This window comes from Streptomyces sp. NPDC003032 (assembly GCF_053591415.1).
On record NZ_JBSFTT010000026.1, the window covers coordinates 23,128 to 36,922 of the forward strand.

General features: G+C 71.1%; 12 protein-coding genes. 8 read left to right on the forward strand and 4 right to left on the reverse strand.

The features are described from left to right. Positions 1-7: 7 nt before the first annotated feature. Positions 8-2,296: a glycogen debranching protein GlgX gene (glgX, locus tag ACWDZ7_RS30285; RefSeq protein ID WP_451801360.1), complete on the reverse strand. Its 2,289-nt coding sequence runs from the start codon at positions 2,294-2,296 to the stop codon at positions 8-10. A 153-nt stretch (positions 2,297-2,449) separates the two neighbouring features. On the opposite strand from glgX, the gene ACWDZ7_RS30290 reads away from it, so the two are divergent. The 7 genes from ACWDZ7_RS30290 to ACWDZ7_RS30320 all read left to right on the forward strand — a co-directional run bounded on the left by ACWDZ7_RS30290 (position 2,450) and on the right by ACWDZ7_RS30320 (position 9,965). After that, the gene (locus tag ACWDZ7_RS30290) at positions 2,450-3,661 is read left to right on the forward strand and encodes an Ig-like domain-containing protein (RefSeq protein ID WP_451801362.1); all 1,212 of its coding nucleotides are present in this window, start codon (positions 2,450-2,452) and stop codon (positions 3,659-3,661) included. A 232-nt stretch (positions 3,662-3,893) separates the two neighbouring features. After that, positions 3,894-5,132 carry a L,D-transpeptidase gene (locus ACWDZ7_RS30295; RefSeq protein ID WP_451801363.1) on the forward strand — a complete coding sequence of 413 codons (1,239 nt, stop codon included), beginning with the start codon at positions 3,894-3,896 and terminating at the stop codon, positions 5,130-5,132. Between the two features lie 87 nt (positions 5,133-5,219). After that, positions 5,220-5,987 carry an enoyl-CoA hydratase/isomerase family protein gene (locus ACWDZ7_RS30300; protein WP_451801364.1) on the forward strand — a complete coding sequence of 256 codons (768 nt, stop codon included), beginning with the start codon at positions 5,220-5,222 and terminating at the stop codon, positions 5,985-5,987. Positions 5,988-6,293: 306 nt separating this feature from the next. Continuing rightward, the gene (locus ACWDZ7_RS30305) at positions 6,294-6,797 is read left to right on the forward strand and encodes an ATP-binding protein (RefSeq protein ID WP_451801366.1); all 504 of its coding nucleotides are present in this window, start codon (positions 6,294-6,296) and stop codon (positions 6,795-6,797) included. A 487-nt stretch (positions 6,798-7,284) separates the two neighbouring features. Then, positions 7,285-8,133, forward strand: a complete 849-nt coding sequence (locus tag ACWDZ7_RS30310; RefSeq protein WP_451801500.1) for a polysaccharide deacetylase family protein — start codon at positions 7,285-7,287, stop codon at positions 8,131-8,133. Continuing rightward, positions 8,133-9,320, forward strand: coding sequence for a YncE family protein (locus tag ACWDZ7_RS30315; protein WP_451801368.1), 1,188 nt, complete (start codon positions 8,133-8,135; stop codon positions 9,318-9,320). Before ACWDZ7_RS30310 ends, ACWDZ7_RS30315 begins: the two co-directional genes overlap by 1 nt. Before the next feature lie 93 nt (positions 9,321-9,413). Next, complete coding sequence (locus ACWDZ7_RS30320) at positions 9,414-9,965, forward strand: glycoside hydrolase family 25 protein (RefSeq protein ID WP_451801370.1); 552 nt, start codon at positions 9,414-9,416, stop codon at positions 9,963-9,965. A 22-nt stretch (positions 9,966-9,987) separates the two neighbouring features. On the opposite strand, the gene ACWDZ7_RS30325 is transcribed toward ACWDZ7_RS30320, so the two are convergent. Both ACWDZ7_RS30325 and ACWDZ7_RS30330 read right to left on the reverse strand, forming a co-directional pair. Then, entirely contained in the window at positions 9,988-10,647 is a 660-nt protein-coding gene (locus ACWDZ7_RS30325; RefSeq protein WP_451801372.1) for an NADPH-dependent F420 reductase, read from the reverse strand. A gap of 89 nt (positions 10,648-10,736) precedes the next feature. Then, positions 10,737-11,738, reverse strand: a complete 1,002-nt coding sequence (locus ACWDZ7_RS30330) for a zinc-dependent alcohol dehydrogenase family protein (RefSeq protein WP_451801374.1) — start codon at positions 11,736-11,738, stop codon at positions 10,737-10,739. A 102-nt stretch (positions 11,739-11,840) separates the two neighbouring features. Between ACWDZ7_RS30330 and ACWDZ7_RS30335 the strand changes: the two genes are divergently transcribed. Continuing rightward, positions 11,841-12,782: an AraC family transcriptional regulator gene (locus ACWDZ7_RS30335; RefSeq protein WP_451801376.1), complete on the forward strand. Its 942-nt coding sequence runs from the start codon at positions 11,841-11,843 to the stop codon at positions 12,780-12,782. Positions 12,783-12,925: 143 nt separating this feature from the next. Here the strand turns inward: ACWDZ7_RS30335 and ACWDZ7_RS30340 are convergent, their stop codons facing one another. Beyond that, positions 12,926-13,618, reverse strand: a complete 693-nt coding sequence (locus tag ACWDZ7_RS30340) for a FadR/GntR family transcriptional regulator (protein WP_451801378.1) — start codon at positions 13,616-13,618, stop codon at positions 12,926-12,928. Positions 13,619-13,795: the final 177 nt, after the last annotated feature.

The following is a 13,795-nucleotide window of genomic DNA, read 5'->3' on the forward strand; positions in this document are numbered from 1 at the left end:
CCGAAGGCTAGGCGCCGACCCGCAGCAACAACACCGTCCGCGCCCCCACCCCCACCGCGCCCCCGGCCCGACGCACGGTGCCGGGCGGCGCCCCCTGGTCCTCCAGCGCCGTGTCCACGACGACCTCGTACGACCGCGCCCACGGCGGCCCCGGCAGCACGAAGTCCACCGGACGGTCCGCCGCGTGCAGGATCGCCAGGAAGCTGTCGTCGTCCACCGGCGCGCCCCGGGCGTCACGGCCGGGTATGCCCCGCCCGGAGAGATACATGCCGAGCGTCGCGGTCGGCGCGTACCAGTCGGCCTCCGTCATCTCCGTGCCGCGCGCCGTGAACCACGCCAGGTCCCGCAGCCCGTCCGCCGAGTGCGCGCGCCCGGAGAAGAACGCGCGCCGGCGCAGCACCGGGTGGCGGTGCCGCAGCTCGATGAGGCGTGACGTCAGCGCGAACAGCTCGCGCCAGCCCGGATCCTCCCGCAGCCCCCAGTCGACCCAGCTGACCCCGTTGTCCTGGCAGTACGCGTTGTTGGAGCCGCCCTGCGTACGCCCCATCTCGTCGCCCGCGACGAACATCGGCACACCGGTGGAGAGCAGCAGTGTCGTCATGATGTTGCGCAGCTGCCGCCGCCGCAGCGCCGTGACGTCCGCGTCGTCCGTCTCGCCCTCGGCGCCGCAGTTCCAGGAGCGGTTGTCGTCGGAGCCGTCGCGGTTCCCCTCGCCGTTGGCCTCGTTGTGCTTCCTCCCGTAGCTCACCAGGTCCCGCAGGGTGAAGCCGTCGTGCGAGGTCACGAAGTTCACCGACGCGTACGGCCTGCGCCCGCCCCACGCGTACAGATCGCTGGAGCCCGACAGGCGGTACCCCAGATCCCGTACGTCCGGCAGCGCGCCCCGCCAGAAGTCCCGCACCGCCCCCCGGTAGCGGTCGTTCCACTCCGTCCACAGCGGGGGGAAGGCGCCCACCTGGTAGCCCCCGGAGCCCACGTCCCACGGCTCCGCGATCAGCTTCACGCGCCGCAGCACCGGGTCCTGCGCGATCACCGCGAGGAACGGCGAGAGCATGTCCACGTCGTGGAAGGAGCGGGCAAGCGCCGCCGCCAGATCGAAGCGGAAGCCGTCCACGCCCATCTCCGTCACCCAGTACCGCAGCGAGTCCGTGATCAGGCGCAGTACGTGCGGCTGGACGACCTGGAGCGTGTTCCCGCAGCCCGAGTAGTCGGCGTACCGCCGCGCGTCGTTCGGCTGGAGCCGGTAGTAGCCGCGGTTGTCGATGCCCTTGAGCGACAGCATCGGGCCCAGCTCACCGGCCTCCGCCGTGTGGTTGTAGACCACGTCGAGAATCACCTCGATCCCCGCCGCGTGCAGCGCCCGCACCATCCGCCTGAACTCGCCGACCTGCTGCCCCGTCGTCCCCGACGCCGCGTACGCCGCGTGCGGCGCGAAATAGCCGATCGAGTTGTACCCCCAGTAGTTCCTGAGTCCCCGCCGCAGCAGATGGTCCTCGTGCGCGAACTGGTGCACCGGCATCAGCTCGACCGCCGTCACCCCCAGGCGTACGAGGTGGTCGAGCGCCGCCGGGTGCGCCAACCCCGCGTACGTACCGCGCAGTTTCTCCGGCACCCCGGGGTGCAGCTTGGTGAAGCCGCGCACATGCAGCTCGTAGATGACCGAGTCCGCCCACGGCGTCTTCGGCCGCCGGTCGTCCGCCCACTCGTCGTCCGGCGCGTCGTCGTGCACGACCACACCCTTGGGGACGTACGGCGCCGAGTCCCGGTCGTCGCGCACGGTGTCCGCCACCTGCTGCTGGGGCCAGTCGCGCACGTGCCCGTACACCTCCGACGGCAGCGTGAAATCACCGTCCACCGCACGCGCGTACGGATCGAGGAGCAGCTTCGCCGGGTTCCAGCGGGCGCCCGTCCACGGGTCCCAGCGGCCGTGCACCCGATACCCGTACCGCTGCCCGGGACGCACGCCCGGCACGAAGCCGTGCCAGATCTCGTGCGTCAGCTCGGTCAGCGGGCAGCGCGTCTCGACGACCTCCGACCCCTCGGTGTCGAACAGACACAGCTCGACCGACTCCGCACCGCCCGCCCACAGCGCGAAGTTGGTGCCCGCGACGCCGTCGGGCCCGACCCGGAAGCGCGCCCCGAGCGGCGTCGGCGCTCCCGGCCACACCGGCCGCGTGGGCACCACGCGCCCCGCGGGCCGCCTGCTTCCGTTCATCGCGGGGGCCGGCCGCCCGGGCGCCGCGCGCCCCTCCGCCCGTGCCTCCCGCACTGTCCCTTGCTCGGATGCGCTCGACACCTGTCAGCCTCCCGCGGCTCTGTCGGCCGACGCGTGAAGAAGGGCATACGGCGTCCCGGCCGCGGCTTCCCCCACGTCGTCCCTCTCACTGTTCTGCCCAGCGCACGGGTCGCACTCACGTTTCCATGAGCGAGGACGGTCGTTGGGACCCACGTGAGACAGGTTGCGAGGCGCGCACGGCGCGCAGGAGCCGCGCTGGCCGCGGCGGTGACATGGGCGGGCCTGCTGGCCGGGGCGGCGGGCTGCTCCGGTGGCGGGCTCGACGACGTCCTCGGGAAGTCGCGCTCGCCCGCGGACACGATCCGGGTGACGCCCGACGACGCGAGCAAGGGCGTCAAGCCCGACGAACGGCTGGAGGTGAAGGTCCCCGGCGGCCGTCTGGAGTCGGTCGAGGTCGTCCGGACGCAGGACGCCCAGCAGTTCGAGGTGCCCGGCCGCATCGGCGAGGACGGCATGAGCTGGCGGCCCCTGGACAAGGGCCCGCTCGCGGTCGCCGCCACGTACAAGGTCCACGCCGTCGCCCTGGACGGCCACGGCCGCCGCTCGGCCCGGCACACGACCTTCCGGACCGACGTCCCCGACGAGCGCTTCGTCGCCTACGTGGCACCGGAGAACCGCTCCACGGTCGGCACCGGAATGATCGTTTCCCTGGAGTTCAACCAGGAGGTCGTCGACCGCGAGGCCGTCCAGCGCGCCATCCAGGTCAGCGCGCGCCCCGCCGTCGACATCCGCCCCCACTGGTTCGGGAGGACCCGCGTCGACTTCCGCCCCCGGAAGTACTGGAAGCCCGGCACCGAGGTCACCGTCGCCCTGCGCCTGCGCGACGTCCAGGCGGCCCCCGGCATCTACGGCCTCCAGGACAAGACCTTCGCGTTCACCGTCGGCCGCCACCAGGAGTCCCTGGTCGACGCGGAGGCGCACACCATGGAGGTACGCCGTGACGGCGAGCTGATCTCCACCGTGCCGATCACCGCGGGCGCCCCCAAGACCACCACGTACAACGGGAAGATGGTGGTGACGGAGATGCTGGAGGTGACCCGCATGAACAGCCGCTCCGTCGGCTTCGGCGGCGAGTACGACATCCCCGACGTGCCGCACGCCATGCGCCTGACGACCTCAGGCACCTTTCTCCACGGCAACTACTGGGCGCCGGACGCCCCCGGCAACACCAATGTCAGCCACGGCTGCGTGGGCCTGCGCGACGTGAAGGGCGGCAGCTCGAAGACGCCCGCGGGCTGGTTCTTCGACCGGAGCCTCATCGGGGACGTCGTCGAAGTGGTCAACAGCAATGACAAGAAAGTCGCTCCCGACAACGGCCTCGGCGGCTGGAACATGGAGTGGAAGGACTGGGTGAGGAACCGCTGATCCCCCGGGTGGACCCCCGGGCGATCGCCAGGTGACGGCCGGGTGATCGGCGTACGACCACCAGGTGATCATGATCCGCCCGCACCCCACGGGCAGTTGGAACGGAACGGTGACATTGGCGGGGAGTCATCGCCCGGAACCATATGGTTATCTATCGCTTGCGCGTGTCTGAAACGCGCGGGTGCACTGGGGTGCGGGCCTGGATCCAGGCCGTGCGAGGGGAGACAACATCTTGAACGGGCGACCGATATCGGGGACGTCGGTTGACGCGCGCACGCGCGTGCGGCGGCGGGGCGCCAAGGGCCTGACGGCGGTGCTGTCGGGAGCGGCACTGCTGATGGTGGCGGCATGCGGCGGGGGAGGCTCGGACGCGGGCGACGGCGGCGGGGACAAGGCGGACAAGAACGCGCCCTCGGCGGCCGTCGTGACGATAGCCCCCAAGGACGGGGCGAAGGCGGTGGCGACCAGCGGCGCCCTGAAGATATCCGCGGACAAGGGAAAGCTCGCCGAGGTCAAGGTCGAGGACAGCAAGGGCAATCCGGTCCCCGGGAAGATCACTTCGGGCGGCGCCGGATGGGCTCCCGCGCACCACCTCGCGGCGGCCACGACGTACAAGGTCCACGCGGTGGCGAAGGACTCCGAGGGGCGCGCGTCCGCCAAGGACACGTCCTTCACGACGCTGACTCCCAAGAACACCTTCGTCGGCCAGTTCACGCCGGAGGACGGTGCGAAGGTCGGCGTGGGAATGCCGTTCTCGGTCAACTTCACGCGCGGCATCACCGACCCGGAGGCCGTCGAGAAGGCCATCGAGATCAAGACCGAGCCGTCGGTGCCGGTCGAGGGCCACTGGTTCGGCAACGACCGCCTCGACTTCCGCCCGGAGAAGTACTGGAAGGCCGGCACGAAGGTCACCGTCAAGCTCAACCTCGACGGCGTCGAGGGCCGCCCGGGCGTCTACGGCAAGCAGGCCAAGACCCTGAAGTTCACCATCGGCCGCAGCCAGGTCTCCACCGTCGACGTGAAGACGCACCAGATGACGGTCGTCCGCGACGGCAAGCGGATCAAGAAGATCCCGATCACCGCGGGCGCACCCGGCACGACCACGTACAACGGCCAGATGGTCATCAGCGAGAAGCTCCAGGTGACCCGGATGAACGGCGAGACCGTCGGCTTCGGCGGCGAGTACGACATCAAGGACGTCCCGCACGCGATGCGCCTGTCGACCTCCGGCACGTTCATCCACGGCAACTACTGGTCGGGCGGCGCCTTCGGCAACACCAACGCCAGCCACGGCTGCATAGGGCTGAGCGACGTGCGCGGCGGCTACAGCAAGACGACACCCGCCGGATGGTTCTTCAACAACTCGATGATCGGTGACCTCGTCGTGGTGAAGAACTCCGCGGACAAGAACATCCAGCCCGAGAACGGCTACAACGGCTGGAACATGCCGTGGGAGAAGTGGAAGGCGTAATACCGTTCCCTGAGTGAGGAGGGGCCCGGCGCACTGTGACCAAGTGCACCGGGCCCCTCGGCGTTAACCCCCGCTAACGTGCCTGTCATGACTGCACACCTCGAAGTCGCCGAAGGCGTCGGCGCGATCCGGCTCGACCGTCCGCCCATGAACGCCCTGGACATCGCCACCCAGGACCGCCTCAAGGAGCTCGCCGCCGAGGCCACGCGCCGCGACGACGTGCGCGCCGTGGTGATCCACGGCGGGGAGAAGGTGTTCGCGGCCGGCGCGGACATCAAGGAGATGCAGGCCATGGGCCACGCGGCCATGATCACGCGCTCCGGAGCCCTCCAGGAGTCCTTCACCGCCGTGGCCCGCATCCCCAAGCCCGTGGTCGCCGCCGTCAACGGCTACGCCCTCGGCGGCGGTTGCGAGCTGGCGCTCTGCGCGGACTTCCGCGTCGCCGCTGACAACGCCAAGCTCGGCCAGCCCGAGATCCTGCTCGGCCTCATCCCCGGCGCGGGCGGCACCCAGCGCCTGGCCCGCCTCGTCGGCCCGTCCAAGGCCAAGGACCTCATCTTCACCGGGCGCCAGGTGAAGGCGGCGGAGGCGCTCGCCATCGGCCTGGTGGACCGCGTCGTGCCCGCCGCCGAGGTGTACGAGCAGGCGCACGCCTGGGCCGCGCGGCTCGCGCGAGGACCGGCCATCGCGCTGCGCGCGGCCAAGGAGTCCATCGACGCGGGCCTGGAGACGGACCTCGACACGGGCCTGGCCATCGAGCGCACGTGGTTCGCGGGTCTGTTCGCCACGGAGGACCGGGAGCGGGGGATGCGGAGCTTCGTCGAGGAGGGGCCGGGCAAGGCGAAGTTCGTATGAAATCCCTGCGACTCCCTTCGAATACCTCGAACTCCCTTGTTCACCCGTCCAGTTGAGGTTGCCGTCAGCCGGGCCTGTCCCCCGAAGGGGCGGTTCATCGCCGGCTTGACAGAGCCTTGAGCCCGCCCTGTCCAAGGTGCCGGTCGGTCACCTGTGAGCGGGGTGTCATCGCAGGTGAGCGCGGCTTCTCCGGCTCATTGCTGCCAGTGGCATATGCCTACCCTGCCCCCCGGAATGTACGGTTCCGGGGGGCTTATTCCTTGGGAACCGCCCCGTAGGGCGCCCTGGGCGGCCATGATGGGGGGCATGGCGGGGCTGGAGGGTTACGAACGGCCGCGGCGGCACGGGAGTGCGACCGCGGCGCGCTGGTCGCCGGCGGTGGAGGACGAACACGCGCTGAGGGCGCTGGAGTTGTTCGGCAATCCGACGGACGCGGAGGTGCCGCTGCCGTCGCGTCCGGAGTCCGCCGCCATCGCGCGCCGCCTCGCCCAGGTCGTCGTCCTGCGCCACTGGCACCTCTCCCCGAAGCTCACCGAGGACGTGGTCCTGCTCGTCTCGGAACTCGTCGGGAACGCCGTGCGGCACACCGGCGCCCGCGTCTTCGGCCTGCGCATGGAGAAGCGGCGCGGCTGGATCCGCGTCGAGGTCCGCGATCCCTCGCGGGGGCTGCCCTGCCTGATGCCGGTCCATGAGCTGGACCTGAGCGGCCGCGGCCTCTTCCTCGTCGACAAGCTCTCCGACCGGTGGGGCGTGGATCTGCTGCCGCGCGGCAAGACGACATGGTTCGAGATGCGGGTCTCCGACCGCTGACGACCGCTCCCGCTCCCGCCCCCGACTCTGCCCCGGGTACGCGAAAGCCCCCTGTGGCCGCGGTCGGGCACGGTGGGGGCTTTCGTGGAGCGCCGTGGAATTTCGGGGTGTGATCCACGGGCGCCGAAGCGACCTGAGCCCGGGTCAATGGGGGTCGTGTCCCCGACTATGGCAGACGGGGGCCGACGATCCAAAAGCCCCAGTCCGGTCATATAGGGTCAAATACGTACAGTTTAGAGGTGAATCCTTGGTGAGATGGGACACCTGCCTGGTAAACGCTGGTTAAGCGGAGGCTGTGACAGGCGATAAGCAAGGCTTGGGGGAGGCGACCGGCCCTGCGCAGGAAGGGGTAAAAAGCGGGTCGATCAACGGGAACAGGCTGTTACGCCCATTAAATGGTCGCGTGACTGAGCATGTGACGGGACGCGAAGCCTCCTGTGACCGCGACGGGCCGCCGCCCGAGCGGCGGGGGGTCCTGCGGGCCGGGATGACGACGGCCGCCGCAGGCCTTGGCGTCGCTCTCGGCGGCGGACTGCTCGCCGGGTGCGGCGGCGACCGCGACGCCGCCACGCTCGGCGGCGGCCGTGATGCCGCGACACCCGGCGGCGGCCGCGATCTCGCGACACCCGGCGGCGGCCGTGACGCCGCCACCGCGCGGGGCCGGTCCGCCCGGCCCTCCCGGCCCGCCGGACCCAAGGCGCCCCCGCCCGCCCCCGCGCCCCACCGCTTTCCCGGACTGCCCGCGCAGATCGCGCACGGCCCCCGCGACCGGCCCGAGGTCGCGCTCACCTTCCACGGCCAGGGCGACCCCGCCACCGCGAAGGCACTGCTCACCGAGGCCGAGAAGGCCGGCGCCAAGCTCACCGTGCTCGCCGTCGGCGGCTGGCTCGACGCGCACCCCGGCCTCGCCCGCCGCATCCTCGACGGCGGCCACGACCTGGGCAACCACACCCTCCACCACCTCGACATCAACGACATGTCCGAGGCCGACGCCTACGCCGAGATCACCGGCTGCGCGGACCGCCTGCGCCGCCTCACCGGCTCCATCGGCACCTGGTTCCGCCCCTCGCGCGCCCGGACGGCGACCCCGCTCGTCGAACGCCTCGCGCGCCGCGCGGGCTACCCGCACGTCCTCTCGTACGACGTCGACTCCCTCGACTTCACCTCGCCGGGCGCCCCGGCCATCACCCGCGAGATCGCCGCCGAGATCCGCGCGGGATCCGTGGTGAGCCTGCACTTCGGGTACGCGGACACCGTCGCCGCGCTCCCCGACATCCTGCAAGAACTGGAACGCCGCGGCCTGCGCGCGGTGACGACCACGGAGCTGCTGACCTGATGTCCCGTACGAAACCGAACCTCACCACGCGTACCGCCGCGGCCCTCACCGCCTGCGCGGTGCTCGCCGCCCTCGCCGGCTGCGGCACCGACAAGCGGTCCGACGAAGCCCTCGGCACCGAGGGCGCCCGCAAGCCCGCGCAGCCCAAGGCCGCCCCCGGACTGCCCGGCATGCCCCCGGTCCTCGACCCCAAGGACGCCTACGCGGCCGACCGGCCGAACGCGCTGGCGCCCGTGGCCAAGAAGTTCCTGTCGCGCGTCTACGTACCGAACACCGAGTCCGACACCGTCTCCGTCATCGACCCCAAGAAGTTCAAGGTCATCGAGACCATCAAGGTCGGCGACCAGCCGCAGCACGTCGTCCCCTCCTGGGACATGAAGACGCTCTGGGTCAACAACGACCTCGGCGACAGCCTCACCGCCATCGACCCGGTGACCGGCAAGACCGGCCGGACCGTCGAGGTCTCCGATCCGTACAACCTCTACTTCACACCGAACGGCAAGCACGCCGTCGTCATGGCCTCCATGGACCGCGAACTCGTCTTCCGCGACCCCAGGACCATGAACCGCGTCAAGACCGTCCCCGTCAGCTGCGCGGGCGTCAACCACGCCGACTTCTCCATGGACGGCCGCTACTTCATCGTCTCCTGCGAGTTCTCCGGCGAACTCCTGAAGGTCGACACGGAGAGGATGGAGATCGTCGGCCAGCAGAAGATCCCCTTCAAGGGCGCCATGCCGCAGGACGTGAAGATGTCCCCGGACGGCAAGACCTTCTACATCGCCGACATGATGGCGCACGGCATGTGGGTCCTGGACGGCGAGAGGTTCACGGCCCCGAAGCTCCTGCCCACCGGCAAGGGCTGCCACGGCCTGTACGTCAGCCGCGACTCCAAGGAGATGTACGTCTCCAACCGCGGCGAAGGCACCATCTCCGTCTTCGACTTCCCGCAGAACAAACTCACCAAGAAGTGGAAGCTCCCGGAGGGCGGCAGCCCCGACATGGGCGGCGTCTCGGCGGACGGCAACACCCTCTGGCTGTCCGGGCGTTACGACTCGGAGGTGTACGCCATCGACACCCGCACCGGCGTCGAGCTGGCCCGCATCCCGGTGGGCGACGGGCCGCACGGCCTCGCCGTCTATCCGCAGCCCGGTCGTTACTCCCTGGGTCACACAGGCATCTTCCGTTGACAGTTTGATGGTTGACGGTTGTTCCACGTCACCGCTGGGCACAAAAGGGGCAGTTCACAAACCCCCCTGCCGTACCCGCCCTCGGAGGCCGCCATGCTGCGTGGCATCGACGTCAGCTCCCACCAGTCCACGTTCAACACCGACGGCCTCTCCTTCGTCATCATAAAGGCGACGGAGGGCCGTTCGTATGTCAACCCGAAGCTGACCGCCCAGACGAAGGTGGCCCGCGACGGCGGCTGCGTCGTCGGCTACTACCACTTCCTGTGGCCGGGGAACATCAAGGCCCAGGCCGAGTACTTCGTCAGCAAGGCCCCCGAGAAGAAGGGGGACTTGCTGGCGGTGGACTGGGAGTGGACGGGTGACCACACGGCCGCCTCCAACGCGGAGAAGGACCGCTTCGTCCGGGAGGTGAAGCGGCTCCGGCCTGAACACAAGGTGCTTCTCTACTGCAACCGCGATTTCTGGTTGAACCGGGACACCACGTCCTACGCGGGCGACGGACTGTGGATCGCCGACTACGTGAGCGCGGGCAAGCCGCGCATCCAGGCGAAGTGGAAGATCCACCAGTACACGTCGTCACCGCTGGACAAGAACGTCGCCCGCTTCGAGAGCGAGGACGCGCTGAGGGAGTGGGCCTCGCCCTAGCGGGCCCGCCCCTCTCGGCGCGTCAGGCGCGCCAGTCGGCCGTGCGCTCCGGGGTGGCCGCTTCGAGGGCCTTGCGGATCTCCTCGACGCCACCGGTGTTGCCGTACACGGGAGTTCCGGGCTGCTGGCGCCACGACTCGTCCTGGCCGCCGTTGTCGACGGTGTCGAAGCCCAGCTCGTCGATGAGGTCGCGTACGACCTTCTTGGCGGCCTCGTCGTCGCCCGACACCGGCAGGGCGACGCGGCCCGGGGCGCCCTTGGGCCGCGGCTTGTCGAGGATGTCCTGGGCGTACGTGCCGTTGAACGCCTTGATGACGGGGTGGCCGATCCGCCGCTCCGTCCAGCGGCTCTCGGTCAGGCCCTCCTCGATCTCGGCGATCTTCCCGTCGCGCTCCTTCGGGTAGTAGTTGCCGGTGTCGATGACGGCGACGTTCTCGGCCGCTCCGTCGAGGAAGCCCTTGGGCAGGTCGGGCACGGCCTTGAGCGGAACCGTCACGACGACGACCTCCGCGCCGCGCGCCGCCTCCTCGACCGGGGCGGGCGTCGCCCCGGTCTCCTCGGCGAGGGCGGTCAGGGTGTGCGGGCCGCGGGAGTTCGCGACGGAGACGTCGTGGCCGAGAGCGGTGAGGCGGCGGGTGAGGTTGCCGCCGATGTTGCCCGCGCCGATGATGCCGATCTTCATGACTTGCCCTTTCGGTGATCCGCCGTAGTAGCGGAGGTAACCTCCGGAACGGGCGGGGTATTCCGGCAGGGGCGGTCCGAGTGGTCCGATCACGGCTGGAGCTCGATCACGATCTTCCCGACGTGGTCATTGGCCTCCATCAGGCGATGCGCGTCCTGGATGCGGTCCAGGCCCTCGAAGACCTCCGCGACCACCGGACGGAACGTACCGTCCCGCAGGCCCGACGCGATGAACGCGTTGACGCGGCGCAGCCCGCCGGCGCTCGACGCGAAGTGATCGTTGGCGTAACCCCGCACCGCTACCGGCCAGTTGAGCGGCATCTGCGTCGGCCGCCCGTCCAGGGAGCCGTACACCACGACCGTCCCGTCGACCGTCGCCGCGCGGGCCGTCTCCGCGAGGCCGGGGCCGCCCACCGCGTCGAATACCAGCTCGGCACCCTTGCCGCCGGTGAAGCGGTGGACCTCCTTCACGACGTCCTCCGTGTCCGAGGCGACGACGAGCGCCGCCCCGTGGTCGAGGAGTTGCCGCCGCTTCCCGCCGGTGCGGGTGACCGCGATCGGGACCGCGCCGATCCGCGCCGCGGTCTGCAGCGCGGCGACGCCGACCCCGCTCGACGCGGCGGTGATCACGACGTGGTCGCCGGGCCGCAGCCCGCCGCTCTCCAGCATCCCGCCGTACGCCGTCGAGTACGTCAGCCAGGTCGCCGCCGCTGTCACCGCGTCCAGGCCCGCGGGCCTCGGGACCAGGGAACCGGCGGGCAGGACGAGGCGGTCGGCGTGGACGCCCTGGGCGCCCATCTCGATGCCGGGGCCCGTCAGGACGGCGTCGCCGGGGGAGTGGGCGCTCACGCCCTCGCCGACCGCCTCGACGACGCCGGACGCCTCGTAGCCGAGCCGCGAGGCGGGCAGGGTCGGCTGGTAGTAGTAGGCGCCGGAGCGGAAGAGGGTGTCGGCGCGGTTGAGGCCCAACGCCTCGACGCGGACGAGGACTTCACCCGGGCCGGGGGCGGGCAGCGGGAGATCTTCGACGCGCAGGACCTCGGGGCCGCCGATCTCGTCGAACAGCACGGTACGCGCGGTGGTTGTCGTCATGTGCAAGACGCTAAACGGGCGCCGGGAGGCGGGCCATGCCCGCCGGTCTCGCGCCCATGTCCGTTCGTCTCGCCTCCTGAGCAGGCACGTTACGGTGCCTCCATGGACGTACTCAGTGATGCGATAGCGGTCATGCGGACCGGTCGGCCGCACTCCGCGAGGACGGAGAAGTACGCTCCGTGGGGCCTGCGGTTCGTCAGCCCGGGAAGGGCGGGCTTCCACGCCGTCCTGGAGGGGTCCGCGTGGCTCGTGCCGGCGGACGAGAGCGCGCCGCCCGTGCGGCTGGGCTCCGGTGACGTGGTCTTCATCGCGCACCGCGGCGGGCACGCGCTGGTCAGCGAACCGGGTACGCCGGTCGAGGAGATCTCGCTGCTCCCCGACGGCTCCTGGCCGCGGCCTCCCGCACCCCGCTCGCCGGAGGGGCGGTCGCCGTCCGCCGTCGTGATCTGCGGCGCGTATCTGATCGACGAGAGCCGCAGCCATCCGCTCCTCTCCGAACTCCCCGACGTCGTGCACCTGCCCGCGGGCGCCGGTGAGAGCGGTGGGCTGCGGACCGTGCTCGGACTGCTGGGTGACGAGCTGAGCCGGCCGCAGCCGGGCTCGGACACGATCGTCACCTCGCTCCTCGACACATTGCTGCTCCTGATCCTGCGCACCTGGTGGGTACGGGCGCGCGCCGACGGCGGCGATCTCAGCGGCTGGGCGGCGGCGCTCGCCGATCCGGCGGTCGCGGCCGCGCTGCGGGCCATCCACAGCGACCCGGCGCACCCCTGGACGGTGGGGGAGCTCGGCGCGCTCTCCAGCCTGTCGCGGGCGCCTTTCGCGCGCAGGTTCACGGCGTCGGTGGGGAAGCCGCCACTCGCGTACGTCACGTGGTGGCGGATGACCACGGCGGCGGGACGGCTGCGTGAGCCGGACGGTGCTCCGCTCCGGGCGGTCGCCGAACGGGCCGGTTACGCCTCGGAGTTCGCCTTCGCCAAGGCGTTCAAGCGGGAGTTCGGTCTGGCGCCCGGACGGTACCGGAAGCTGCGTGCCGCCGGGTGAGTGCCGCACGCCGGTCGCGCGGCGGACCGGCTCGGGCACGGCGCGTTCACTGAGCCGCTCGACGAGTACGCCGACACCGCCGGGCGCTCGGCGCCGACTGGAACGGTTCAGCCGTAGTGGCCGTGGTGGCCGTGGTGGCCCGGTCAGGTCTGCGCGAGCAACAGCCGCAGTGTCTCCCGCAGTTCGGCCTGCGCCACCCGCGCGGCCCCTTCCGCGTCCTTCGCCTCGACGGCGCGCACCAGCTCGGCGTGGGCCGTCTCGCCGTGGTCCGCCTCCTCGCGGCGTACGTCGAGGAGTTCGAGCAGGTCGATCAGGCCTTGCCGCAGGGCGGGCATGAACTCCGCGAACAGATCGGTGAGCACGGGATTGCGCGCCGCCGCCACGACCGCCGCGTGCAGCGCGATGTCGGCGTCGACGAACTCCGCGTCCCCCGCGGCGGACGCCGCCCTGCGGCTGTCGAGCGCGGCCCGCATCGCCGCGACGTCCTCGTCGGTGCGGCGCAGGGCGGCCAGCCGGGCCGCCTGCACCTCCACCAGCATCCGTACCTCGTACACGTCCGTGACCGCGGCCCGCCGCAGCCGGGTCGGCCAGTCCGCGACGGGTTCCGTGGCGACGACGAAGACGCCGGCGCCCTGCCGCGACCGCACCAGTCCGGCACCGGCGAGCGCGCGCAGGGCCTCGCGGAGGGTGGAACGGCCCACGCCGAGTTCCTTGGCGAGCGTCGTCTCGCCGGGCAGCTTGGTGCCGACGGGCCACTGGCCGCCGGTGATCTGCTCGCGCAGGCGGGTGGCGGCCTGCTCGACGAGGGGGCTGGGGCGTACGGAGTCGAGCGGCATCGGGGCCTTCCGGCGGGTTGTCTGAGGGCTACTTGTCTGAGGGGTACTTGTCTGAGGAGCAGAGCTGTGACTACTGTAGCGCCGTGATCTTCTGCGGGCTCCTCCTTCTCGGCTGCCGCGGCGGGGCCTGAAGCGACCGGCACCCCGCCGCGGGGTGCCGTGCTGCCGGTCTTCCGA

What these genes read in the sequence shown, in the direction of transcription:
- ACWDZ7_RS30300 (WP_451801364.1), top strand. Translation starts at nt 5,220, where the DNA reads ATGACTGCACACCTCGAAGTCGCCGAAGGCGTCGGCGCGATCCGGCTC.
- ACWDZ7_RS30305 (WP_451801366.1), top strand. Translation starts at nt 6,294, where the DNA reads ATGGCGGGGCTGGAGGGTTACGAACGGCCGCGGCGGCACGGGAGTGCG.
- ACWDZ7_RS30310 (WP_451801500.1), top strand. Translation starts at nt 7,285, where the DNA reads ATGACGACGGCCGCCGCAGGCCTTGGCGTCGCTCTCGGCGGCGGACTG.
- ACWDZ7_RS30315 (WP_451801368.1), top strand. Translation starts at nt 8,133, where the DNA reads ATGTCCCGTACGAAACCGAACCTCACCACGCGTACCGCCGCGGCCCTC.
- ACWDZ7_RS30320 (WP_451801370.1), top strand. Translation starts at nt 9,414, where the DNA reads ATGCTGCGTGGCATCGACGTCAGCTCCCACCAGTCCACGTTCAACACC.
- ACWDZ7_RS30325 (WP_451801372.1), bottom strand. Translation starts at nt 10,647, where the DNA reads ATGAAGATCGGCATCATCGGCGCGGGCAACATCGGCGGCAACCTCACC.
- ACWDZ7_RS30330 (WP_451801374.1), bottom strand. Translation starts at nt 11,738, where the DNA reads ATGACGACAACCACCGCGCGTACCGTGCTGTTCGACGAGATCGGCGGC.
- ACWDZ7_RS30335 (WP_451801376.1), top strand. Translation starts at nt 11,841, where the DNA reads ATGGACGTACTCAGTGATGCGATAGCGGTCATGCGGACCGGTCGGCCG.
- ACWDZ7_RS30340 (WP_451801378.1), bottom strand. Translation starts at nt 13,618, where the DNA reads ATGCCGCTCGACTCCGTACGCCCCAGCCCCCTCGTCGAGCAGGCCGCC.